A 23,740-nucleotide genomic window follows, 5' to 3' on the forward strand; every position below is an offset into this window, starting at 1 on the left:
GCGTGGTTTAACGGGGCGCCTAAGATCAAGATCAAAAGCAAGAGCACAGCGGCCTACCGGCCGGCTTGAGTGTTTTAGAGCAACAGCAAAATCAAAAGCTAAAGCGGGCACGGTCCAAATGTGGGAGCGGGCTTGCTCGCGAAGGTCGTTAACGATGACGTGGGCATTCTGAATGAACGCGGCGACCTCAGGTTTTTCGCGAGCAAGCCCGCTCCCACAGAAAAGCAGATCTGTTTTCGCTCTGGATCTTGCCTTTGCTTTTAACACTCAAGCCGGCCGGGAGGCCGCTGTGCTTTTGCTTTTGATCTTGATCTGACTGCCCCATTCAGCCCGAGGCCGAACGCAGGCAGTGCGGAGCGGGTAAACCGGCAGGACGCCGGTTTAGCCGCGCCGGGCCATGGATGGCCCGTCGCGGCGGCCCGCGGAGCAATGCCGGAGTGAGGAAACACCGAGCCTAAGCGAGGTGCCGACAGGCGGGGCAGAGCCCTTTGCTTACTTTGGGGCTTTTCCAAAGTAAGCCGCTGTAAGAGCGGAACCATAGGTGGCCGTTACCTAAATAACGGATATACACACAAACCCCCAGGCATCTATCACCTTCATAGGTGGAGTCAAACCGCCCTACCCCCTAGAATCCCCCCCACGATTAAAGGAGACGACTTCATGCTGACGGTGATTTCACCCGCCAAAACCCTCGATTTCGAGTCAAAGCCGGTCACCCCGCGCTTCACCCAACCGCAATACCTCGACCACTCCCAGGAGCTGATCGAACAACTGCGGGAACTGAGCCCGGCGCAAATCAGCGAGTTGATGCACGTCTCCGACAAAATCGGCGGCCTCAACGCCGCACGCTTCGGCAGCTGGACCCCAGCCTTCACCCCCGCCAACGCCAAGCAAGCCCTGCTGGCCTTCAAGGGCGATGTCTACACCGGCCTCAACGCCGAAACCTTCAAGGACGCCGACTTCACCTACGCCCAGGATCACCTGCGCATGCTCTCCGGCCTGTACGGCCTGCTGCGCCCACTGGACCTGATGATGCCGTACCGCCTCGAGATGGGCACCAAGTTGCCCAACGCCCGCGGCAAGGACCTGTACGCTTTCTGGGGCACCCGCATCAGCGAGTGGCTCAACGAAGCCCTGGCCGAACAAGGCGATGACGTGCTGCTCAACCTGGCCTCCAACGAGTACTTTTCGGCAGTCAAACGCCCGGCACTGAACGCGCGGATCATCAACACCGAGTTCAAGGACTTGAAAAACGGCCAATACAAGATCATCAGCTTCTACGCCAAAAAGGCCCGGGGCATGATGAGCCGCTTTGTGATTGAAGAACGCATCAACGACCCGGCCAGGCTCAAGGAGTTTGACGTGCAGGGTTATCGCTTCAATGCGGAGCAGTCGAAGCCGGATAACCTGGTGTTCCTGCGGGATCACGCACCGGAATAACCTGACAACGAAGACCCAAATGTGGGAGCGGGCTTGCTCGCGAAAGCGGTGGTTCAGTCGATGCGTGTATTGCCTGAGACACCGCCTTCGCGAGCAAGCCCGCTCCCACATTTTGTTTGCATTCCAATCTCCAATTCGCCATTTATTTGGCGTCAAAAATATTTCTTCAGATTTCCTAACATTTATTTCACTCGACATTCGTCAATTTTTTTCGTAGTGGCACGACTCTTTTTAAAGAGTAGTGGCACAAAACTATTTACCCTGCGTAACTCCCCGCAACTACTGGCCCAAATAGCAAGTGCTATCACAATAGTACTAGTGCCATCTTTCCTAATATTTCAAGAAATTTCCGGAAACAGGATGAGTGGGCAGGAACTATGTCCTAAAGCACCGCTCATACCACCGGTAACGATTATCTCTGCAGATGTAAGAGATGAATTACGCGGCGACCAAGGGAAGTAGCAAAGTTGTCATACAGCTTTGACTCAATGGTCAAATCATCAACTGATTAGTTGAAGGCGGACGAAAAGGTTTTACTACTTTCTCCGACAAGGCCAAGGCTGAGCTCACCTGTATGGGTCAGTGAGACAACCCAAGCCGTTGATATATATGGGCTTAAAGCCCCTATCAGCGCCTTGCGGCACTGGCGCCAGGCCCTTCCCCAGGAAGGCTGGCTGCATTTCAGGGCAAGCCCCAACAATAAGGCCAAGTTGCGCACAACTTGAGTGCATTAGTTAGTCACTCGACTTTTAGTATGCCTGCACTGGATATATCGACGTTTATTCGTCGCACTTTCCAGCGCCTGAGTGACGCTTCAAAACATGAACTCCGGCCATCTAGTGGCACGATTAACAATGAGGTAAATGCGATGCGCATCAGCATATTTGGTTTGGGTTACGTCGGCGCGGTATGTGCCGGTTGCCTGTCTGCACGGGGCCATGAGGTCGTTGGCGTAGACATCTCCAAGGAAAAGATCGACCTGATCAACGCGGGTAAATCCCCCATCGTTGAACCGGGTCTGGGCGAACTGTTGAGCCAAGGTATTCAGACCGGCCGACTGCGCGGCACTACCAATTTCGCCGAAGCTATCCGTGATACCGAGCTGTCGATGATTTGCGTCGGCACGCCGAGCAAGAAAAACGGCGACCTGGAACTCAACTACATCGAATCGGTGTGCCGCGAGATCGGTTTTGTCCTGCGTGACAAGACCACCCGCCACACCATCGTGGTCCGCAGCACCGTGCTGCCAGGCACCGTGGCGAATGTGGTGATCCCGATTCTCGAAGACTGCTCGGGCAAGAAAGCCGGCGTCGACTTCGGCGTCGCGGTCAACCCTGAGTTCCTGCGTGAAAGCACGGCCATCGCCGACTACGATCTGCCGCCAATGACCGTTATCGGCGAGTTCGACACCGCTTCCGGCGATGTCCTGCAATCGCTGTACGAAGAACTCGACGCGCCGATCATCCGCAAGGACATCGCCGTCGCCGAGATGATCAAGTACACCTGCAACGTCTGGCATGCGACCAAAGTGACCTTCGCCAACGAGATCGGCAACATCGCCAAGGCGGTAGGTGTCGACGGTCGCGAAGTGATGGAAGTGGTCTGCCAGGACAAGACCCTCAACCTGTCCCAGTACTACATGCGCCCGGGCTTTGCCTTCGGCGGTTCCTGCCTGCCCAAGGATGTGCGCGCCCTGACGTACCGCGCCGGTTCCCTCGACGTGGATGCGCCGCTGCTCAACTCGCTGATGCGCAGCAACGAGTCCCAGGTGCAGAACGCCTTCGACATCGTCTCCAGCCATGACAAACGCAAAGTCGCCCTGCTGGGCCTGAGCTTCAAGGCCGGCACCGATGACCTGCGCGAAAGCCCGCTGGTGGAACTGGCAGAGATGCTGATCGGTAAGGGTTTCGACCTGAGCATCTACGACAGCAACGTCGAATACGCTCGCGTGCACGGCGCCAACAAGGACTACATCGAAGGCAAGATCCCTCACGTGTCGTCCTTGCTCAACTCGGACTTCGACGAAGTGATCAACAACTCCGACGTGATCATCCTGGGCAACCGCGATGAGAAGTTCCGTGCCCTGGCGCACAACGCACCCCACGGCAAGCAAGTGGTCGACCTGGTGGGCTTCATGTCCAAGGCCACCAGCGTGAGCGGTCGTACCGAAGGCATTTGCTGGTAACAGCAACGGCAAGTTTCAAGCGGCAAGCGTCCTGATCCCCGGCGCTTGCCGCTTGAAGCCTCCTTCACTTGCGGATGACGCCTATGTCCAAGTTAAAACACGTACTCCTCCAATCCGCCGGCTGGCTGTTTTTCCTCAGCCTGCTGATGGGTCTCGCCCTGCTGTTGCCGGCGAGTACGTTCGACTCCGAGTCGAAGAATTTTATTTTCCTGATTGGTGCCGTCGGTATCTGGCGCTACTCGATGGGTGCTACGCATTTCTTTCGCGGCATGCTGTTCCTGTACGTGGTCTACCCGCACCTGCGGCGCAAAGTGCGCAAGCTGGGCAAAGCGGCAGACCCGTCCCACGTATTCCTGATGGTCACCAGCTTCAGGATCGACGCGCTGACCACTGCCCAGGTCTACAGCTCGGTGATCCGCGAGGCCATCGAATGTGGCTTCCCCACCACCGTGGTCTGCTCCCTGGTGGAAATGTCTGATGAGCTGCTGGTCAAGAGCCTGTGGGCCAGGATGAACCCGCCCGACCACGTCAAGCTGGACTTCGTGCGTATCGCCGGTACCGGCAAGCGTGACGGCCTGGCCTTCGGTTTTCGCGCCATCTCCCGCCACCTGCCGGACGACCGCGCCGTGGTGGCCGTGATCGATGGCGATACCGTGCTCGCCGAGGGCGTCGTGCGCAAGACCGTGCCGTGGTTCCAACTGTTCGGCAATGTCGGCGGCCTGACCACCAACGAGTTCTGTGAAGTGCGCGGCGGCTACATCATGAGCGAGTGGCACAAGCTGCGCTTCGCCCAACGCCACATCAACATGTGCTCCATGGCCCTGTCCAAGCGCGTGCTGACCATGACCGGCCGCATGTCGGTGTTCCGCGCCAACGTGGTCACCGACCCGGGCTTTATCGCCGACGTGGAAAGCGACTCGCTGCAACATTGGCGCCTGGGCCGCTTCAAGTTTTTGACCGGTGACGACAAGTCCAGCTGGTTCAGTCTGATGCGCCTGGGCTACGACACCTTCTACGTGCCGGACGCCGCGATCCACACCGTGGAACACCCGCCGGAAAAGAGCTTTATCAAGGCCAGCCGCAAACTGATGTTCCGCTGGTACGGCAACAACCTGCGCCAGAACTCACGTGCCTTGGGCCTGGGGATGCGTCGCCTCGGCCTGTTCACCAGCATTGTGCTGTTCGACCAGCGCGTATCGATGTGGACCTCCCTGCTGGGGTTGACCGTGGCAATCATCGCCACCTTCAAATACGGCGGCGCGTTCATCCTCGCCTACCTGCTGTGGATCGGCATCACCCGCCTGATTCTGACCCTGCTGCTGTCGTGCTCCGGCCACAAGATCGGCCCGGCTTACCCGGTGATTCTCTATTACAACCAGATCATGGGCGCGCTGGTGAAGATCTACGTGTTCTTCCGCCTTGATCAACAATCCTGGACCCGCCAGGACACCAAACTGACCCGCGATTTGGCCAGCTTTCAACGTTGGTTCAACACCTGGTCGTCTCGGACCATGACCTTCTCCGCCGGCAGCATTTTCGTCGCCGTGTTGCTGATGATGGTTTGACCCTGCCAAGCCTGAATTAACTAGGAACTAAACACCATGAATAGCCCAGTAAACGCCAACGTTGTCCACGAATCCGAAGCCCAGCGCCAACACGCCCGGGTCAAAATCCCGGCCAAGCTGCGCTTCTTCGGCGCCGACCAAACACCGATGGAAGTGCGGGTCATCGACCTGTCCGCCGGCGGCCTGGCGTTCAACGCTCCGCAGCAGCCGCTGAAAGTCGGCGATGTGCACAAGGGTCGCTTGCAGTTTGTGATCGATAACCTGGGCCTGGCGATGGACGTCGAGCTGCAGATTCGCTCCTACGACCGCCAGACCGGCCGCACCGGTTGCCAGTTCCAGAACCTCGACGCCCAGGACATCTCCACCCTGCGCCACCTGATCACCTCGCACCTGGCCGGCGACATCGTGACCATGGGCGACGTGCTGGCGACCCTGCAACGGGACAACTTCACCAAGGCGCGCAAGGTCAAGGACGGCGGCAGCAACATGACGGCGGCGGGCCGCCTGCGTGCGGTGACCTTCAGCCTCGGGATCTTTGTGGTGGGGTTGGCTGCCTTCGGTTTTGTCGTCAAATCGGTATACGGCATGTACTTCGTCAGCCACGCCACATCCGGCCTGGTGAGCGTGCCCGGGATGAACGTGACCATGCCTCGCGACGGCACCGTACAGAGCCTGATCAAAGGCGATGCGGTCGCCGCCAAAGGCGCGCCATTGGCAACCTTCAGCACCAGCATGCTCGATGTACTCAAGGGCCATCTGGACGAAGACCAGCTGCAACCGGCCAAGGTGGAAGAGCTGTTCGGCAAGCAAATGACCGGCACCCTCACCTCCCCGTGCGACTGCGTCGTGGCCCAGCAACTGGTCGCCGACGGTCAGTACGCCAGCAAGGGCGATGTGATCTTCCAACTGGTGCCGCGTGGCAGCCAGGCCAACGTTGATGCACGCTTCTCCTATCGCCAGTTTGCCGACGTCCGCCCGGGTACCCGCGTGAACTTCCAGGTGGCGGATGAAGAGCAGGTACGTACCGGCACCATCGTCAGCAGCACCAGCCTCAACAGCAGCGAAATGTCTTCCGACATCCGCGTGCAGATCAAACCCGATGCCCCGCTGGACAGCACCTACGCCGGCCGCCCGGTTGAAGTGACCAGCGACCGCGGCCCATCCCTGAACTGGCTGATCGACAAAGCCATGGCCAACGGTCTGTAAGCAGAGGACATGCCTGTGATGACTCTCTCAAAAACACCGCAATCCCTGTGGGAGCGGGCTTGCTCGCGAAAGCAGTGTGTCAGCCAACACATGCATCAACTGACAGGGCCCCTTCGCGAGCAAGCCCGCTCCCACGTGGGAACTGCGGCGTTGCTGGCTGTTGCGGTCAGCCTCGCCGGTTGCGCCGGCCTGCCCGACCAACGCCTGGCCAACGAAGCCTTGAAGCGTGGCGACACGGTCACCGCGCAGCAGAACTACCAGCAACTGGCAGACCTGGGCTACAGCGAGGCCCGGGTGGGCCTGGCGGATATCCAGGTCGGCACCCGCGACCCCGAGCAAATCAAGCAGGCCGAGGCGACCTATCGCGCGGCTGCCGATACCTCGCCCCGTGCCCAGGCACGCCTGGGTCGCCTGCTGGTGGCCAAGCCGGGCGCTACTGAAGCCGAGCACCATGAAGCCGAAGGCCTGTTGAAAAAAGCCTTTGCCAACGGCGAAGGCAACACCCTGATCCCGCTGGCGATGCTGTACCTGCAATACCCGCATAGCTTCCCGAACATCAACGCCCAGCAGCAGATCAGCAAATGGCGCGCCTCGGGCTACCCGGAAGCCGGCCTGGCCCAGGTGCTGCTGTATCGCACCCAGGACACCTACGACCAACATCTGGATGAAGTGGAAAGCATCTGCAAGGCCGCGCTGAACACCACCGATATCTGCTACGTCGAGTTGGCCACGGTCTACCAGAAAAAAGCCGAGCCGGAAAAACAGGCCGAACTGCTCAAGCAGATGGAAGCAGGCTACAGCCGCGGCACCGTCACCGCCCAGCGGGTCGACAGCGTGGCTCGCGTGCTGGGTGATGCAAGCCTGGGCAAGACCGACGAAAAAACCGCCCAGGCCCTGCTGGAAAAAATCGCCCCGGGCTACCCGGCCTCCTGGGTCAGCCTGGCGCAACTGCTCTACGACTTCCCGGAACTGGGCGACGTCGACCAGATGATGAAGTACCTCGATAACGGCCGCGCCGCCGACCAGCCCCGCGCCGAACTGTTGCTGGGCAAGCTCTACTACGAAGGCAAATGGGTCCCGGCAGATGCCAAGGCCGCCGAAGAACACTTCCAGAAAGCCGTCGGCCGCGAAGTGGCTGCCGATTACTACCTCGGCCAGATCTACCGCCGTGGCTACCTGGGCAAGGTCTATTCGCAAAAGGCCCTGGACCACTTGCTGACGGCTGCGCGCAACGGCCAGAACAGCGCCGACTTCGCGATCGCCCAACTGTTTTCCCAAGGCAAGGGCACCAAGCCCGACCCGCTTAACGCCTATGTCTTCAGCCAGTTGGCCAAGGCCCAGGACACGCCGGAAGCCAACGACCTGGCGACCCAGCTCGAAGCTGCGCTGCCCCCGGAACAACGCGCCGAAGGCCAACGCCTGGTGCAACAGGAGCTGGCCGTGCGCGGCACCCTGGCCCAGAGCACGCTGCAATTGCACGCCCTGCAAGAAGAAGACGGCGAGGAATCCCTATGAAGCTCAACCCATTCGTCAAGGCCGGCATCGGCCTGACCTGCGCCCTGCTGTGGTCGTGCCCGACCCTGGCCGCGCTGACTGAAGCCAAGAACTTCGGCCTGGAAGTCAAAGTCACCGGCCAGTCCGAAGATGACCGCGACCTGGGCACCCAGAAAGGCGGCGACGTCAACGGCATCGGCCTTGACCTGCGCCCATGGATCTACGGTGAAAGCGGCAACTGGAGCGCCTACGCCATGGGCCAGGCCGTGACCTCCAGCGACATCATCGAGACCGACACCCTGCAACAGTCCTCGGATGACGCCACCCAACAGACCAGCAATGACGACCGCAAGAGCAAGAAGAACTACCTGGCGATGCGCGAGTTCTGGGTCGCCTACGGCGGCTTCACGCCCTACCCCGGCGAGATCCTCAAGCTCGGTCGCCAACGCCTGCGCAATGACGACGGCCAATGGCGCGACACCAATATCGAAGCGCTGAACTGGACCTTCGACACCACCTTGCTCAAAGCCAATGTCGGTGTCGCCGAGCGCTTCAGCGAATACCGCACCGACCTCAAGGAACTGTCGCCCAAGGACAAGGACCGTCAGCACCTGTACGCCGACGCCGCCTATCAGTGGACGCCAGGCCAGTGGATCGGGCTGCGCGCTCACCACACCCATGACGACGGCAAGCTCGACTATCCGCAACCGGGCGTGGCCACCGACTCACTGGACAAGCGCGAGAACGGCGACCTGACCTGGCTCGGCATCGAAGCCAACAGCGATGCCTATAACTGGCGCAACACCAACACCGTCAACTACTGGGCGAGCGTCACCGGCATGCAGGGCGACCGCGACACGGTCAACGCCTTGAACGCCGACGGCACCCGCCCGGCCAATGCCAAGCGCAGCGATGACGTGAATGGCTGGGCCACCGATTTGGGTGTGCGCCTGCGCCTCGACCCGCAGTGGCAAGTGGGCGCCGCCTACTCCCGCGCCAGTGCCGAATACGAGCAGAACGGCCTGCAAAGCAACCGTTCGAACTGGACCGGTACCCAGTCCCGCGTCCACCGTTTCGGCGAAGCGTTTCGCGGCGAGATGAACAACATGCAGTCCATGAGCCTGTTCGGTTCGTGGCAGTTGCGTGAGGACTATGACGCCAGCCTGGTGTACCACAAGTTCTGGCGCGTCGACGGCAACAAGCCGGTGGGCAGCAACGGCATCGATGCCGTGCAGAACAACACCGATGACGTGACCGGCGCGATCCTGTCCAGCACGTCCCTGCCGCTTGAAGACGGCAAGAAAGACCTGGGTCAGGAGATGGACCTGGTGGTCACCAAGTACTTCAAGAAAGGCCTGCTGCCGGCCGGGCTCAGCCAGTCGATCGACGAACCGTCGGCCCTGGTGCGCTTCCGTGCAGGCGTGTTCAAACCGGGCGACGCCTACGGCAGCCAAGTCGACTCGTACATGCATCGCGCCTTTGTCGACGTGATCTGGAAGTTCTGATGGGAGCCTGCGCAATGAACCCTCAAGCCCTCAAAGGCTCGGTCAGCCTGCTGGTCGCAGCCATGCTGCTGGCCAGCACTTCGGCCTTCGCCGATGTCGCGCAGCAGGTCAAGGCGCCGACCATCGCCAAAGAGCTGCAACAGGCCAAGACCTACACCATCTCCAGCCCGCCGACCGCGCCGCTGGAGTTGGCCAAGCCTGCGCTGCCGGACGTGTCCGGCTACACCGCGGCGAATATCGCGAAAAAAATCGTGCGCAGCAAACCCGGCAAAATCAGCATCCGCCGGATGATGCAGGAAGACGCCCTGAAGGACTTCATCGGCGGCGACAACAAGATGGCTGAATGGGTAGTGCGCCAGCACGGCATTCCCCAGGCGATCTTCGTCGACGACGGCTACATGAACCTCAAGGACCTGCTGAACAAAGTGCCCAAGCAGTACTTCAGCAAAACCTCGCCGGGGGTGTTCCTGGCCAAGTTGCCGATCGTGGTGGGCCGTAAAGGCATCCTCGAAATCGACAAGCAGACCCAGGAGCTGCGCCTGTCCCAGGAAGCCGGTTCGTTCCTGATCAACGACGGCCAACTGTTTGTGCGCGATACCAAAATCACCGGTTGGAAGGAAAAGACCAACGGCCCCGCGACCTTCCAGTCGCCCAAGGAATTCCGTCCGTTCCTACTGGCGTGGGGCGGCACCGAGACCTACATCGCCAACAGCAAGATGGCCAGCTTCGGCTACGCCAACAGTAAGTCCTACGGCGTGAGTATTTCCCAGTACACGCCGAACATGGCCAAGGTGCTCAAGCGCCCTGAGCCGACGGGCTGGATCGTCGACTCCGAGTTCTCGGACATGTGGTACGGCTTCTACTGCTACGAAACCGCCGGCTTTGTGCTCAAGGGCAATACCTACAAAGACAACATCGTCTACGGCATTGACCCCCACGACCGTTCACACGGTTTGATCATCACCGACAACACCGTCTACGGCACGAAGAAGAAGCACGGGATCATCATTTCCCGGGAAGTGAACGACAGCTTCATCTTCAACAACCGCAGCTTCGACAACAAACTCTCGGGCCTGGTGATCGACCGGAACAGCATCAACAACCTGATCGCCGACAACGAGATCTACCGCAACCACACCGACGGCATCACCCTCTATGAGAGCGGCGATAACCTGCTGTGGGGCAACAAGGTGATCAGCAACCGTCGCCACGGCATCCGCATACGTAACAGCGTGAACATTCGCCTGTACGAGAACGTGGCCATGGCCAACGGGCTGACTGGCGTGTACGGCCACATCAAGGATTTGACCGACACCGACCGCGACATCGCCCTCGACCCGTTCGACACCAAGGTCTCGCTGATTGTGGTGGGCGGTGAACTGGCCGCCAACGGCAGCGGGCCGCTGTCCATCGACTCGCCGTTGAGCGTCGAGCTGTACCGCGTGTCGATGCTTGCGCCGACCAAATCCAGTGGCATCAGCTTCTCGGGCGTTCTCGGCGATCGCCAGGAAGAGATTCTCGACTTGCTGGTACGCCAGAAGAAAGCCGTGCTGATCGACCCCGTCGAACGCCAGACCGAAATGCAGGACTGAGGATGACCTTTATGCACCCACACATGATCAAACTGCTCAGCCTTTCGGGTTTGACCCTCGGCCTGCTCGCGGCCAGCCAAGGCGTGCGCGCCGAAGAAGTACAGGCGCCAACCTTCACCGCCGAACCGTGCTGCAGCCTGTGCCCGGCCGCCCACGACGCGAAGAACTACACCACCCGCTACCAGCAGAACTTCACCACCCTGGTGCAAGCCCAGGGCGACTGGTTGTTCCGCACCCAGGAAGACCTGCGTACCGAATTCGACACCAGCCCCGCCGGCTACAAACGCATGCAGCAGTTGCACGATGCGTTCAAGAGCAAGGGCGTGGAACTGGTGGTGGTCTACCAGCCAACCCGTGGTTTGGTGAACCGCAACAAGCTCAACCCTGAAGAAAAAGCCAAGTTCGATTTCGACAAGGCCCTGGGCAATTACAAGACCATGCTCGGCCGTTTCGCCAAGATGGGCTACGTCGTGCCGGACCTGTCGCCGCTGACCAACGAGCAACTGCCGGACGAGTTGCCGGCCCACGATTTCTACTTCCGCGGTGACCAACACTGGACGCCATACGGCGCCCAGCGCACCGCCAAAATCGTCGGTGCCAAAGTACGGGCGATGCCTGAATTTGCCGGCATCCCGCAACGTGAATTCGAGACCAAGCGCTCCGGGCGCATGGGCAAGACCGGCACCCTGCACAACATGGCCGGGCAACTGTGTGGCACCAGCTACGCGATCCAGTACATGGACCAGTTCACCACCGAGCCCAAGGGCGAAGCGGCGGACGGCGACCTGTTCGGTGATTCCGGCAACCCGCAGATCACCCTCGTGGGCACCAGCCACAGCGGCAAGAACTACAACTTCGCCGGCTTCCTGGAACAGGAAATCGGTGCCGACATCCTCAACGTCGCCTTCCCCGGTGGTGGCCTGGAAGGCTCGATGATCCAGTACCTGGGCAGCGAAGAATTCCAGAAGACCCCGCCGAAGATTCTGATCTGGGAATTCTCGCCGCTGTATCGCCTGGACCAGGAGACCATCTACCGCCAGATGATGTCGCTGCTGGACAACGGCTGTGAAGGCAAGACCCCACAGATGAGCGCCAGCACCACGCTGAAACCCGGCAAGAACGAATTGCTGGTGAACAGTTCGAACAAAGACCTGCGCAATGCCAGCCATCAGGTCGACATCCGCTTCGCCGACCCGTCGGTGAAAACCCTGCAAGCCACCCTCTGGTACATGAACGGACGCCACGAGGACATCAAGATCGAAAAACCCGAAACATCCGATACAGACGGGCGTTTCGCCTTTGAATTGCGCACCGATGAAGACTGGGCCACGCAAAACCTGCTGGCCGTGGAAGTGCAGGGCCCTGAAGCGGGCCAGGCCGCGCAGAAAGTCGAAGCGAAAATTTGCACACGCAACGTATTCCCCGCCAGTGGTCAACAGACCGCTTCGGCCGGGCAATGAGGTTACCTATGCAGAAGTTATTGATTCCATCGTTGCTGGGCCTGGCGATCTTCGCCGGCTCCGTCAATGCCGCCGCGCCATTGCGTCCGCCGCAGGGCTATTTTGCGCCGATCGAGGCGTTCAAGACCGGCGACTTCAAGAATGACTGCGACGCCATGCCGGCGCCGTACACCGGCTCGCTGCAATTTCGCAGCAAGTACGAAGGTTCGGACAAGGCTCGTTCGACCCTGAATGTGCAGTCCGAAAAAGCCTTTCGCGACAGCACCGCCGACATCACCAAGCTGGAAAAAGACACCAGTAAACGCGTGATGCAATTCATGCGTGACGGTCGTCCGGAGCAGCTGGAATGCACACTCAACTGGCTAACCAGCTGGGCCAAGGCCGATGCATTGATGTCCAAGGACTTCAACCACACCGGCAAGTCCATGCGTAAATGGGCACTGGGCAGCATGGCGTCGGCCTACGTGCGCCTGAAGTTCTCCGACTCCCACCCGCTGGCCAACCACCAGCAGGAGTCGCAGTTGATCGAAGCCTGGTTCAGCAAAATGGCCGATCAGGTGGTGAGCGACTGGGACAACCTGCCGCTGGATAAAACCAACAACCACTCCTACTGGGCTGCCTGGTCGGTGATGGCGACCTCCATCGCCACCAACCGTCGCGACCTGTTTGACTGGGCCGTGAAGGAATACAAGGTCGGCGCCAATCAGGTGGATGCCCAAGGCTTCCTGCCCAACGAATTGAAGCGTCAGCAACGGGCTTTGTCGTACCACAACTATGCCCTGCCGCCGCTGGCGATGATTGCCAGTTTTGCTCTGGTCAACGGTGTGGACCTGCGCCAGGAAAACAACGGCGCCTTGAAACGCCTGGGCGACAACGTGCTGGCCGGGGTGAAAGACCCGGAGATCTTCGAGAAGAAGAACGGCAAGGAACAAGACATGAAGGACCTCAAGGAAGACATGAAATTTGCCTGGCTTGAGCCCTTCTGCACCCTCTACACCTGCGCGCCGGATGTGATCGAGCGCAAGCACGGGATGCAGCCGTTCAAGACGTTCCGCCTCGGGGGTGACCTGACCAAGGTCTACGACCCGGCGCACGAGAAAGGCAACAAAGGCAGCTAGTCGCTGATCGTTCCCACGCTCCGCGTGGGAATGCAGCCAGGGACGCTCCGCGTCCCAAAAGCGGACGCAGAGCGTCCAGTGAGGCATTCCCACGCAGAGCGTGGGAACGATCACATAGCCCTCTCATTTCGGTGGGGGGGTTGGGGGGGCCGTTGGCCCTTGACTGTTGGTTAAACATGGAGAGATCGGGATGGTTTTCTCGTCCAATGTGTTCCTGTTTCTGTTCTTGCCGATCTTCCTCGGCTTGTACTATTTGAGCGGGCAACGCTATCGCAATCTGCTGCTGCTGGTTGCCAGTTATGTGTTCTACGCCTGGTGGCGAGTGGACTTCCTGGCGCTGTTCGCCGCCGTGACCCTGTGGAACTACTGGATCGGCCTCAAGGTCGGTGCGGCAGGCGTGCGCACCAAGCCGGCCCAGCGCTGGCTGCTGCTGGGCGTGGCGGTCGACCTGTGCATCCTCGGCTACTTCAAGTACGCCAACTTCGGCGTCGACAGCATCAACCTGATGATGAAGTCGGCGGGCCTGGAACCCTTCATCCTGACCCACGTGCTGTTGCCGATCGGGATCTCGTTCTACATCTTCGAGTCCATCAGCTACATCATCGACGTGTACCGCGGCGACACCCCGGCCACCCGCAACCTGATCGACTTTGCGGCGTTCGTGGCGATCTTCCCGCACTTGATTGCCGGCCCCGTGTTGCGCTTTCGCGACCTGGCCGATCAGTTCAACAACCGCACCCACACCCTCGATAAATTCTCCGAGGGCTGCACGCGGTTCATGCAGGGTTTCATCAAGAAGGTGTTCATCGCCGACACCCTGGCGGTGGTCGCCGACCATTGCTTCGCCCTGCAAAACCCTACGACGGGTGATGCCTGGCTCGGCGCGCTGGCGTACACCGCGCAGCTGTACTTCGACTTCTCCGGCTACAGCGACATGGCCATCGGCCTGGGCTTGATGATGGGTTTCCGCTTCATGGAAAACTTCAAGCAGCCGTATATCAGCCAGTCGATCACCGAGTTCTGGCGGCGCTGGCACATCAGCCTGTCCACCTGGCTGCGCGACTACCTCTACATCACCCTGGGCGGCAACCGTAAAGGCACGCTGACCACCTACCGCAACCTGTTCCTGACCATGCTGCTCGGTGGCCTGTGGCACGGTGCGAACATCACCTACATCGTGTGGGGTGCCTGGCACGGCATGTGGCTGGCGATTGAAAAAGCCATCGGCCTCAACACCGCACCGCGCAGCTTCAACGTCGTGCGCTGGGCCTTCACCTTCCTGCTGGTGGTGATGGGCTGGGTGATCTTCCGCTCGGAAAACCTGCACGTCGCCGGCCGTATGTACGGTGCGATGTTCAGCTTCGGCGAGTGGTCACTCTCGGAACTCAACCGCGCCAGCCTCACCGGCCTGCAAGTGGCAACCCTGGTGGTGGCGTATGCAACCCTGGCGTTCTTCGGCCTGCGGGACTTCTACAACAACCGCCCACCGGAAAAAACCAAGCCTGTGGTCAACACCCAGGCCGATGGCCCGGCCACTGCCCAACCCGGCTTGATCAAGGCCGTACCGGGCGATAACCCAGGCAGCATCCACGAGCCCGGCTACACCGTGGGCACCGAGGCCACCGTGCAACCGGCCTACTGGAGCGCCACCTGGCCACGCTACGCCATGCGCGCCGCCGTGCTGCTGCTGTTCGTGGCGTCGATTCTCAAACTTTCGGCGCAGAGCTTCTCGCCGTTCCTTTACTTCCAGTTCTGAGGGAGCCGACCATGACCCGTTCATTACGCGTCCTCTACATCGCCTTGTTCCTCGCCGTGCTGCTGGCGTTGGGCGCCTGGTCGATGCGCAGTTTCCTGGGCTTCAGCACCAACGCCGACGCCACCGTGCTCAACGGTCGCTGGACCAAGGCCGTCGAGACCCATTACGACGACCAGTTCCCGATCAAGCGCCTGGGCACCAACCTCTGGGCAGCGCTGGACTACAAGCTGTTCAATGAAGGCCGCCCTGGGGTGGTGATCGGCCGCGATCACTGGTTGTACAGCGACGAGGAATTCAATCCGATCGTCAACGAAGACCAGAACCTGCAAGGCAACTACGCCCTGGTGGAAGGCGTGCGCCAGAAACTCAAGGCCCAGGGCATCCAGCTGGTGATGGCGATCGTGCCGGCCAAGGTGCGCCTGTACCCGGAACACCTGGGTGAAGTGCAGCCGGCGAGCATCCACGCAGGTCTGTACCAGGACTTCCATGCCCGCATGGCCGCCGACAAGATCATCGCCCCCGACCTGATGGGCCCGCTGCAACAGGCCAAGCTGCACGGCCAGCAAGTGTTCCTGCGCACCGACACCCACTGGACCCCGGACGGCGCTGAAGTGGCGGCCAAGGAATTGGCCAAGACGATTGCCAATAAAACGCCCCTGAACGGCGAGCCTCAACGCTTTGTCACCGAAGCCGAGAAGACCGAGCCACACAAGGGCGACCTGCGCCTGTTCCTGCCCCTGGACCCGCTGTTCGAAAACCTGATGCCACCCAAGGAGCCGCTGCAAAAACGCGTGACGCACCTGGCTGAAACCAAAGGCGACGACGCCCTGTTCGCCGACAGCGAAACCCCGGTGGCCCTGGTGGGCACCAGCTACAGCGCCAACCCGAACTGGAACTTTGTCGGCGCGCTGAAGCAAGCCCTGGGCAGCGACGTCATCAACTATTCCGAAGACGGCCACGGCCCGATCCTGCCGATGCTCAGCTACCTGAAAAGCGACGACTTCAAGAACAGCCCGCCACAGGTGCTGATCTGGGAGTTTCCTGAACGTTATCTGCCTGTGAACAACGAAATCGGCGATGCCGACCCGCAGTGGGTTGCGCAGCTCAAACAAGCCGGTATGCGCCAACAGAACATGGCTATCAACACCCCCGCCGTTAAAAACATGAACTCCGAGACGCCCAACCGGGCGCAAAACTGAAAGAGAGGTAACTCACATGACTTTCACTACTACTCCGCGTCGTCTCGCAAAAACCTTTGCCCTCGTTGCAGGCATGAGCGTTATTTCGATGTCCGCCTTCGCCGGTGGCGACGCCGCCCTCTACGGTCCCGTCGCGCCAAAAGGGTCGAGCTTTGTGCGGGTGTACAACGCCAGCAACCAGGAAGTCAGTGCCACCGTCGGCAGCACCAACCTCAACGAGGTTGCCCCGCTGGCCAGCAGTGACTTCAGCTTCATGCCGGGCGGTGACTACAGCGCCAAGGTCGGCAGCCAGACCCTGCCAGTCAAGCTCGCCGCCGACCACTACTACACCCTGGTCAGCAGCGGCAGCGGCCAGCCGCAACTGATCGAAGAACCGCCGTTCAAGAACAAACAGAAATCCCTGGTGCGCGTGCAGAACCTCAGTGACAAGTCGCTGACCCTGAAAACCGCCGACGGCAAGACCGACGTGGTCCAGGCCGTGGCCGCCAAGGGCCGTGGCGAGCGCGAGATCAACCCGGTGAAGGTCAGCCTGGCCCTGTATGAAGGCGACAAGAAAGTCGGCGACGTGAAGCCGGTCGCCCTGGAACGCGGTGAGGCCGCCGTGCTGTACGTCACCGGCACCGGCGCCAACCTGTCGCCAGTGTGGGTCAAGCGCCCTGTGTCGACCCGCTGATTAGATTTTCAGATTGACGCTGCCCCCTGTGGGAGCTGGCTTGCCTGCTCCCACAGGCTCTAACCCAATTTGATTCAAGGAGAAACACCATGATCCCAGTCATCCTTTCCGGCGGTAGCGGCTCACGTCTTTGGCCGCTTTCGCGTAAACAGTTTCCCAAGCAGTTCCTGGCCCTGACCGGCGAGCACACCTTGTTCCAGCAAACCCTGGAGCGCCTGGTGTTCGAAGGCATGGACGCGCCCATCGTGGTCTGCAACAAAGACCACCGCTTTATCGTCAACGAGCAACTGGCCGCCCGCAAACTGGACACCCAGCGCATCCTGATGGAACCGTTCGGCCGCAACACCGCGCCGGCCGTGGCCCTGACCGCGATGATGCTGGTCAACGAAGGCCGTGACGAGCTGATGCTGGTGCTGCCGGCCGATCACGTGCTGGACGACCAGAAAGCCCTGCAACGCGCCCTGGCCCTGGCCACCGTGGCGGCCGAGCGCGGCGAGATGGTGCTGTTCGGCGTACCGGCCACCCGTCCGGAAACCGGCTACGGCTACATCAAGTCGACCAACGATTCGCTGCTGCCCGAAGGCGTCAGCCGCGTGCAACAGTTCGTTGAAAAACCCGATGAAAAACGCGCCACCGAATTCGTCAAAAGCGGTGGTTATTTCTGGAACAGCGGCATGTTCCTGTTCCGCGCCAGCCGCTTCCTCGAAGAGCTGAAAAAGCACGACCCGGACATCTACGACACCTGCGTACTGACCCTGGAGCGCAGCAACCACACCGCCGACACCATCGACATCGACGAATCCACCTTCGCCTGCTGCCCGGACAATTCCATTGACTACGCCGTGATGGAAAAAACCCAGCTGGCCTGCGTGGTGCCATTGACCGCCGGCTGGAGCGACGTGGGTTGCTGGGCATCGCTGTGGGACGTGAATGAAAAAGACGCCAACGGCAACGTCAGCAAAGGCGACGTGGTAATCCAGGACAGCAAGAACTGCATGATCCACGGCAACGGCAAGCTGGTGTCGGTGATCGGCCTGGAAAACATCGTGGTGGTGGAAACCAAGGACGCGATGATGATTGCCCACAAGGACAAGGTCCAGGGCGTCAAGCAGATGGTCAACACCCTCAATGAGCAGGGCCGCAGCGAAACCCAGAACCACTGCGAGGTGTACCGTCCGTGGGGTTCGTATGACTCGGTGGACATGGGCGGCCGCTTCCAGGTCAAGCACATCTCGGTCAAGCCGGGCGCGTGCCTGTCGTTGCAGATGCACCACCACCGCGCCGAACACTGGATCGTGGTCAGCGGCACCGCCGAAGTCACCTGTGACGAGAACGTGTTCCTGCTCACCGAGAACCAGTCCACCTACATCCCGATTGCCTCGGTGCACCGCTTGCGCAACCCGGGCAAGATCCCATTGGAGATCATTGAGGTGCAGTCCGGCAGCTACCTGGGTGAAGACGATATCGAGCGGTTTGAAGATATCTACGGTCGCTCTACCCCAATCGAGCGTGGCGTGTCGGTGAAAACCATCGCGCAGTAACAACGAGCAGCACAAGAAGCCCCCGTCCCACCGACTGCGTCCCCTATCCGCAGCCGGTGGCTCGGGGGCTTTTTCTTTTGGGGCCGGGGAACCCGAAGATGGTCAACTCCACCTACGCTTAGTTAGGATGCCCGTTCCGCTTTCGAGGTTGTTGCCATGTTCTTTGGTGTCTTGCTGATTATTACCTGGCTGATCCTCCTGCTGCGCTACCCCGCCAAGGCCTTACCGGTTTCCCTCGCGGCCGCCGTCGGCCTGGGCCTGGTGGCGGTATGGGTGGTGTGGCTGGACAACCGCGAGGCCCAGCAATTGGCTCGCCTGGAACTGCGTACTGTCTACGCTCCGAAAGAATGCCCGGCGGATCGCCCGCTCAAGCTCACCTTGAACAACGGCAACAACGTACCGCTGACCGAACTGCGTTGGCGCATCGCCGCTTATGCGCCGGGCGATACGATCAACCTGGCAGACAACGTGTACGCAGCCCCGCGCTATCGCGGCCCCGGCGAACTGCAGGCCGGCGCCACCTGGGAAGACTGCCTGCCAGTGCCACCGCTGCGCCCCGGCTACCGCCCGCAAACCCTGGAGTTTCGTGCCGAGCATTTGCAAGGCAGCTTCTCCGACTAATAACAAAGGACTGACCCATGCCCAACGTACTCATCACCGGCTGTTCCAGTGGCATCGGCCGTGCCCTGGCGGATGCCTTCCAGCAAGCTGGCTTTGACGTGTGGGCCAGCGCCCGGCGCAGCGAGGATGTGGCGGCACTCGGCACCGCCGGCTTTAAAGCGGTGCAACTCGACGTCAACGACTGCGCCGCGCTGGCACAACTGGCGGGGCAGATCGGCGAGCTGGACGTGCTGATCAACAACGCTGGCTACGGCGCCATGGGCCCGTTGCTCGACGGCGGCACCCAGGCGATGCAGCAGCAATTCGAGACCAACGTATTTTCCGTGGTCGGGGTGACCCAGGCGCTGTTCCCTGCCCTGCGTCGCCGTAAAGGGTTGGTGGTGAATATCGGCAGTGTCTCGGGTGTGCTGGTCACCCCGTTTGCCGGTGCGTACTGCGCCTCGAAAGCGGCGGTGCATGCCTTGAGTGATGCGTTGCGCATGGAGCTGGCGCCCTTCGGCGTGCGGGTGATGGAAGTACAGCCGGGGGCCATCGATACCCACTTTGCGAAAAACGCCGGTACCCAGGCTGAGCTGCTGATCAATGAGCAATCGCCCTGGTGGCCATTGCGCGAAAGCATCCGCGCCCGGGCCAAGGCTTCCCAGGATCGGCCGACGCCAGCCAGCCAGTTTGCGGCAGACGTGCTCAAGGCCGTGCAACAGACCACGCCGCCGCGCCTGTTGCGCTCGGGCAATGGTTGCCGGGCGCTGCCGTGGATGGCGGCGCTGTTGCCCAAGGGTTTGCTGGAGACTGTCTTGAAAAAACGATTTGGCCTGAGCGGCCAGCTGTAAGAGCCCCCCGCCACACGGTTTCTCGACTGATCAGCCTTTCATGAAATCAATGAAGGCCCGTACTTTCAGCGGCAGGTGCCGGGTATCCGGATACAGTGCATACACCCCCTGTGGCGCAAATCGATGACCCGGCAGCAGCCGTACCAAACGCCCGGCATCCAGGTCTTCCTGCACCAGCCACTGGGGCAGGATCGCCACGCCATGCCCGCGCACGGCAAAGGCCTGGAGAATGGCGGCGCTGTCCGCAACCAATGAAGCCTTGCCGGGCCCCGGGCGATACAGGTGCTCGACGCCAGCCGGATCAACCACCGCCAACTCCGTCAGCCGCCCATGACCCAGCTTGGGCAATTGCTCCAACTCATCCAGCGTGGCGACCCCGGCAAATTCCGGCGCGGCCACGGCAAAAATCTCGTAGCTCGACAGCTGCACCGCTCGATGATTGGAGTCGAGCATCCGTCCCAATCGAATGGCCACATCAAACCGTTCCGAGATCAGGTCAGCGTGGCTGGAGGATGTGGATAACTGGATGTTCAATTCCGGGTGCAGGCCGCGAAAGGTTTCCAGCGCCGGCACCACCACGGCCAATCCATATTCGACGGTGGTGGTGATGCGCAACGTGCCTTTGAGCTGGCTGTGTTCCGAACGGGCTTCCTCGACCGCCAGGCGCGCCTCCTCCAGCATCCGCGTGCAGCGCAGGTAAAAGCGCTCACCCGCATCGGTCAGTGCCAGTTGCCGAGTACTGCGGGTCAGCAGGGTGACACCCAGTTCGGCCTCCAGGCGCTTGAGGTTGAAGCTCACCACCGCCCGCGTCTGCCCGAGGAAATCAGCGGCTGCGGTCAACGAACCGGCCTCGACCACGGCCTTGAAGGTGTCGAATCGATCCAGGCTGACCATTGGCCTCACTCTCCTTTGTCAAAATATTTTTGACAAACTAACAGTCAAACCGCTGTTTCCCAAGTGCCCGCACCCGCCTACCCTGCCGCCATCCACTGCAGGAACCGCACAATGACCTACCGCTCGAAAGTCACCTGGATCTTTCTACTGGGCTTCGCCCTCGACCTGGTGAACATGTTTGTCGCCACCATCGCCTACCCGGACATCGCCCGGGAGTTGCACGCCTCAGTCACGCAACTGGCGTGGATCGGCAACGCCTATATGCTCGGCCTGACCGTGGTGATTCCCCTGAGCGTCTGGCTGGCGGCCCTGTTGGGCGAACGACGCCTGATTGCCGTAAGCCTGCTGCTGTTCGGTGTGGCCTCGGTGCTGGTGGGCCAGGCCGCGTCGATTGAAGCGCTGATCGGCTGGCGCCTGCTGCAAGGCCTGGGCGGTGGCTTGTTGATTCCTGTGGGACAAGCCTTGGCGTATCGGCATTTTGCGCCGGCAGAACGCAGCCAACTGACGGCCAAAGTCATGCTGGTGGCGCTGCTGATACCGGCGCTATCGCCGGCGTTGGGTGGCTTGGTAGTGGACAGTGTGTCGTGGCGCTGGATCTTTTTCGCCAACCTGCCGCTGGCGCTGATCACCCTGGCGTTGACCTTGTGCTGGCTGGAGGCGGACACGCTCGCGTCGACGCGCCCGGCGCTGGAACTCGGCAAAATAGTGCGTCAGGTTCGGCGCCCGATGCTGCGGGTCGCGATGCTGGTCTACCTGTTCATTCCGGGCGTGTTTATCGGCACCAGCCTGGTGGCGATTCTTTATCTGCACGGCCTCGGGTTTACTGCCAGCCACATCGGCGCGCTGATGCTGCCGTGGGCGCTGGCCTCGGGGCTGGCGATTGCCTTGAGCAAAAACCTGTTCAATCGCTGCGGGCCTCGGCCTCTGCTGTTGGCGGGCATGCTGCTGCAATCCATCGGCATCCTGTTGCTGATCGAGCCACACCCGACAGTCATCGTGCTCGCCTACCTCCTGATGGGTCTGGGCGGCAGCCTGTGCAGCAGCACCGCGCAAACCCTGGCCTTTCTCGACATTCCGGCCGAGCGCATGGGGCATGCCAGCGCCTTGTGGAACATCAATCGGCAATTGAGTTTTTGCCTCGGCGCCGCAGTGCTCAGTGGGGTGCTGGCCGCGCTGGGCTCCTTCACCGCGACCTTCGCGATTGCGGCTGCGTTGACCCTGTTTCCATTATTTGCCGTACTGTGCCTGGATGCGTCCAAGGTCCGGACACTGCTTCATCCTGCCAGCGAGCCCACACGATGATTGATTACCGCGATTTTTTTGATGAAGTGATCCAGGCCCATGTCGAGATCGAGCAATGGTTTGCCGGGACTGCCCCCGAGGGAACACTGGAGATTTTGCTCAGTCGTTTTTCGCCGGACTTTTCCATGGTTACCCCGGCAGGTAAGCAACTGGATTTTGCGCTGCTCAACCAGCTGTTCAGCCAGGCCGGCGGCAAACGGCCCGGGTTCAAGATCAGCCTCAGCGAGTTTGCCGGGATTGATCGACATGCCCGTGGCGCGACAGTGAGTTATCGCGAACAGCAGGTGGATGGCAGCGGTGCCCAAACCGATCGGCGATCGACGGTGGTGTTTGAAAAGCAGGCCAGCGGCGCCCTGCTGTGGCGCCACTTGCACGAGACATTTCTACAGGCCTGACAGGGTCAAAATGTGGGAGCGGGCTTGCTCGCGAATACGGAGTGTCAGCCACTGAATAGAGTGCCTGATCCACCGCTTTCGCGAGCAAGCCCGCTCCCACATTCAGTTCTGTGTTTGGTTGACGATCACGGTGCAGGTGATCCCCGCAGCCAAGAGCACACCCTCCGGCACTTCATCGATGTGAATCCGCACCGGCACCCGCTGGGCCAGGCGCACCCAGTTGAAGGTCGGGTTTACATCGGCGATCAGCTCGCGGCTCTCCGGGTTGTCCCGGTCGTAGATCCCGCGCGAGATGCTTTCCACGTGGCCCTTGAGGGTTTCGCCGCTCATCAGTTGCATGTCGGCCTTGTCTCCGACTTTGACGTGGGGCAGCTTGGTTTCTTCGAAAAAGCCGTACACCCAGAACGAGTTCATATCCACCACTGCCATCTTCGCCTCACCGATGCGTGCGTAGTCGCCGCGGTGCACGTTGAGGTTGGTGACGTAGCCGTCCACCGCCGCCACAACCTGGGTGCGCTTGAGGTTCAGTTCGGCCGCTTCGAGTTGCGCCAGCGCGTGCTGGTAATCCGCCAGGGCCGAGTCGGCGATGTTGCTGGCGTCGTCGCGGTTTTCCTTGGAGATCACCAGCGCATCGAGGTCGGCGCGGCGGTGGGCGTTGACCTTGCGCATCTCCCAGGTGGCCTTGCGTGAAGCTACCAGCGATTGCGCCTGCTTGACCGCAATCTGGTAATGCTCGGGGTCGATCTGCATCAGCAGGTCGCCCTTTTTCACCAGTTGATTGTCACGCACCGGGACATTGACCACCTCGCCGGTAACGTCGGCAGCAACGTTGATAATGTCGGCGCGCACGCGGCCATCGCGAGTCCACGGGGTTTCCATGTACTGCACCCAAAGCGTACGACCCATCCAGATCGCCAGGGCCAGTACCAGCAAGGTCGCGAACAGGCTGAAAAACTTTTTCATC

20 protein-coding genes are annotated in these 23,740 nt (G+C 60.8%); 17 read left to right on the top strand and 3 right to left on the bottom strand.

The window, feature by feature from the left end; all coding sequences use genetic code 11:
* Positions 1-267, bottom strand: a 267-nt coding sequence (locus D109_RS1000000134745; protein ID WP_218187382.1) for a hypothetical protein, incomplete at its 3' end; no start/stop codon positions are given.
* A 393-nt stretch (positions 268-660) separates the two neighbouring features.
* Here D109_RS1000000134745 and yaaA point away from each other — a divergent pair.
* The 15 genes from yaaA to D109_RS0115160 all read left to right on the top strand — a co-directional run bounded on the left by yaaA (position 661) and on the right by D109_RS0115160 (position 20,185).
* On the top strand, positions 661-1,440 hold the full coding sequence (gene yaaA, locus D109_RS0115090; protein ID WP_017477648.1) for a peroxide stress protein YaaA: 780 nt from the start codon (positions 661-663) through the stop codon (positions 1,438-1,440).
* Positions 1,441-2,308: 868 nt separating this feature from the next.
* Entirely contained in the window at positions 2,309-3,625 is a 1,317-nt protein-coding gene (locus tag D109_RS0115095; protein WP_017477649.1) for a nucleotide sugar dehydrogenase, read from the top strand.
* Positions 3,626-3,708: 83 nt separating this feature from the next.
* Positions 3,709-5,190, top strand: coding sequence for a mannuronan synthase (gene alg8 / locus D109_RS0115100; protein WP_017477650.1), 1,482 nt, complete (start codon positions 3,709-3,711; stop codon positions 5,188-5,190).
* 36 nt (positions 5,191-5,226) lie between these two features.
* On the top strand, positions 5,227-6,396 hold the full coding sequence (locus D109_RS0115105) for an alginate biosynthesis protein Alg44 (RefSeq protein WP_017477651.1): 1,170 nt from the start codon (positions 5,227-5,229) through the stop codon (positions 6,394-6,396).
* A 90-nt stretch (positions 6,397-6,486) separates the two neighbouring features.
* Positions 6,487-7,911, top strand: coding sequence for an alginate biosynthesis TPR repeat lipoprotein AlgK (gene algK / locus D109_RS0115110; RefSeq protein WP_218187383.1), 1,425 nt, complete (start codon positions 6,487-6,489; stop codon positions 7,909-7,911).
* Positions 7,908-9,395 (top strand): alginate export family protein, encoded by a 1,488-nt coding sequence (locus D109_RS0115115; RefSeq protein WP_017477653.1) that lies wholly within the window; start codon positions 7,908-7,910, stop codon positions 9,393-9,395. Before algK ends, D109_RS0115115 begins: the two co-directional genes overlap by 4 nt.
* Complete coding sequence (gene algG / locus D109_RS0115120; protein WP_026077990.1) at positions 9,395-10,987, top strand: mannuronan 5-epimerase AlgG; 1,593 nt, start codon at positions 9,395-9,397, stop codon at positions 10,985-10,987. The genes D109_RS0115115 and algG overlap by 1 nt, the downstream gene beginning before the upstream one ends.
* 11 nt (positions 10,988-10,998) lie before the next feature.
* Positions 10,999-12,447 carry an alginate O-acetyltransferase gene (locus D109_RS0115125; RefSeq protein ID WP_026077991.1) on the top strand — a complete coding sequence of 483 codons (1,449 nt, stop codon included), beginning with the start codon at positions 10,999-11,001 and terminating at the stop codon, positions 12,445-12,447.
* A gap of 8 nt (positions 12,448-12,455) precedes the next feature.
* Complete coding sequence (locus D109_RS0115130; RefSeq protein WP_017477656.1) at positions 12,456-13,565, top strand: mannuronate-specific alginate lyase; 1,110 nt, start codon at positions 12,456-12,458, stop codon at positions 13,563-13,565.
* Positions 13,566-13,755: 190 nt separating this feature from the next.
* Positions 13,756-15,321 (top strand): MBOAT family protein, encoded by a 1,566-nt coding sequence (locus tag D109_RS0115135; RefSeq protein ID WP_017477657.1) that lies wholly within the window; start codon positions 13,756-13,758, stop codon positions 15,319-15,321.
* Positions 15,322-15,332: 11 nt separating this feature from the next.
* Positions 15,333-16,520 carry an alginate O-acetyltransferase gene (locus tag D109_RS0115140; protein WP_017477658.1) on the top strand — a complete coding sequence of 396 codons (1,188 nt, stop codon included), beginning with the start codon at positions 15,333-15,335 and terminating at the stop codon, positions 16,518-16,520.
* Positions 16,521-16,536: 16 nt separating this feature from the next.
* Positions 16,537-17,193 (top strand): alginate O-acetyltransferase AlgF, encoded by a 657-nt coding sequence (locus D109_RS0115145; RefSeq protein ID WP_026077992.1) that lies wholly within the window; start codon positions 16,537-16,539, stop codon positions 17,191-17,193.
* Between the two features lie 89 nt (positions 17,194-17,282).
* Positions 17,283-18,734 (top strand): mannose-1-phosphate guanylyltransferase/mannose-6-phosphate isomerase, encoded by a 1,452-nt coding sequence (locus tag D109_RS0115150; protein ID WP_017477660.1) that lies wholly within the window; start codon positions 17,283-17,285, stop codon positions 18,732-18,734.
* A 156-nt stretch (positions 18,735-18,890) separates the two neighbouring features.
* Complete coding sequence (locus tag D109_RS0115155) at positions 18,891-19,355, top strand: hypothetical protein (protein ID WP_017477661.1); 465 nt, start codon at positions 18,891-18,893, stop codon at positions 19,353-19,355.
* Between the two features lie 17 nt (positions 19,356-19,372).
* A complete protein-coding gene (locus tag D109_RS0115160; protein WP_017477662.1) occupies positions 19,373-20,185 on the top strand; it encodes an SDR family oxidoreductase in 813 nt (270 codons plus the stop codon).
* Positions 20,186-20,215: 30 nt separating this feature from the next.
* Here the strand turns inward: D109_RS0115160 and D109_RS0115165 are convergent, their stop codons facing one another.
* Positions 20,216-21,079 (bottom strand): LysR family transcriptional regulator, encoded by an 864-nt coding sequence (locus D109_RS0115165; RefSeq protein ID WP_017477663.1) that lies wholly within the window; start codon positions 21,077-21,079, stop codon positions 20,216-20,218.
* Positions 21,080-21,190: 111 nt separating this feature from the next.
* Between D109_RS0115165 and D109_RS0115170 the strand changes: the two genes are divergently transcribed.
* A complete protein-coding gene (locus tag D109_RS0115170) occupies positions 21,191-22,381 on the top strand; it encodes an MFS transporter (RefSeq protein ID WP_017477664.1) in 1,191 nt (396 codons plus the stop codon).
* Positions 22,378-22,776 (top strand): hypothetical protein, encoded by a 399-nt coding sequence (locus D109_RS0115175; protein WP_017477665.1) that lies wholly within the window; start codon positions 22,378-22,380, stop codon positions 22,774-22,776. Before D109_RS0115170 ends, D109_RS0115175 begins: the two co-directional genes overlap by 4 nt.
* A gap of 102 nt (positions 22,777-22,878) precedes the next feature.
* On the opposite strand, the gene D109_RS0115180 is transcribed toward D109_RS0115175, so the two are convergent.
* A complete protein-coding gene (locus D109_RS0115180; RefSeq protein ID WP_017477666.1) occupies positions 22,879-23,739 on the bottom strand; it encodes an HlyD family secretion protein in 861 nt (286 codons plus the stop codon).
* Position 23,740 lies beyond the last annotated feature (1 nt).

This window comes from Pseudomonas sp. PAMC 26793 (assembly GCF_000313235.1).
In the GTDB taxonomy this organism is placed as follows: domain Bacteria; phylum Pseudomonadota; class Gammaproteobacteria; order Pseudomonadales; family Pseudomonadaceae; genus Aquipseudomonas; species Aquipseudomonas yamanorum.

Bases quoted from the DNA above. Each gene is read 5' to 3' on its own strand.
- alg8 (WP_017477650.1), top strand. From the start codon at position 3,709: ATGTCCAAGTTAAAACACGTACTCCTCCAATCCGCCGGCTGGCTGTTT.
- D109_RS0115140 (WP_017477658.1), top strand. From the start codon at position 15,333: ATGACCCGTTCATTACGCGTCCTCTACATCGCCTTGTTCCTCGCCGTG.
- D109_RS0115130 (WP_017477656.1), top strand. From the start codon at position 12,456: ATGCAGAAGTTATTGATTCCATCGTTGCTGGGCCTGGCGATCTTCGCC.
- D109_RS0115125 (WP_026077991.1), top strand. From the start codon at position 10,999: ATGCACCCACACATGATCAAACTGCTCAGCCTTTCGGGTTTGACCCTC.
- D109_RS0115170 (WP_017477664.1), top strand. From the start codon at position 21,191: ATGACCTACCGCTCGAAAGTCACCTGGATCTTTCTACTGGGCTTCGCC.
- D109_RS0115095 (WP_017477649.1), top strand. From the start codon at position 2,309: ATGCGCATCAGCATATTTGGTTTGGGTTACGTCGGCGCGGTATGTGCC.
- D109_RS0115115 (WP_017477653.1), top strand. From the start codon at position 7,908: ATGAAGCTCAACCCATTCGTCAAGGCCGGCATCGGCCTGACCTGCGCC.
- D109_RS0115180 (WP_017477666.1), bottom strand. From the start codon at position 23,739: ATGAAAAAGTTTTTCAGCCTGTTCGCGACCTTGCTGGTACTGGCCCTG.
- yaaA (WP_017477648.1), top strand. From the start codon at position 661: ATGCTGACGGTGATTTCACCCGCCAAAACCCTCGATTTCGAGTCAAAG.
- D109_RS0115150 (WP_017477660.1), top strand. From the start codon at position 17,283: ATGATCCCAGTCATCCTTTCCGGCGGTAGCGGCTCACGTCTTTGGCCG.
- D109_RS0115135 (WP_017477657.1), top strand. From the start codon at position 13,756: ATGGTTTTCTCGTCCAATGTGTTCCTGTTTCTGTTCTTGCCGATCTTC.
- D109_RS0115165 (WP_017477663.1), bottom strand. From the start codon at position 21,079: ATGGTCAGCCTGGATCGATTCGACACCTTCAAGGCCGTGGTCGAGGCC.
- algK (WP_218187383.1), top strand. From the start codon at position 6,487: ATGCATCAACTGACAGGGCCCCTTCGCGAGCAAGCCCGCTCCCACGTG.
- D109_RS0115155 (WP_017477661.1), top strand. From the start codon at position 18,891: ATGTTCTTTGGTGTCTTGCTGATTATTACCTGGCTGATCCTCCTGCTG.
- D109_RS0115160 (WP_017477662.1), top strand. From the start codon at position 19,373: ATGCCCAACGTACTCATCACCGGCTGTTCCAGTGGCATCGGCCGTGCC.
- D109_RS0115175 (WP_017477665.1), top strand. From the start codon at position 22,378: ATGATTGATTACCGCGATTTTTTTGATGAAGTGATCCAGGCCCATGTC.
- D109_RS0115145 (WP_026077992.1), top strand. From the start codon at position 16,537: ATGACTTTCACTACTACTCCGCGTCGTCTCGCAAAAACCTTTGCCCTC.
- D109_RS0115105 (WP_017477651.1), top strand. From the start codon at position 5,227: ATGAATAGCCCAGTAAACGCCAACGTTGTCCACGAATCCGAAGCCCAG.
- algG (WP_026077990.1), top strand. From the start codon at position 9,395: ATGGGAGCCTGCGCAATGAACCCTCAAGCCCTCAAAGGCTCGGTCAGC.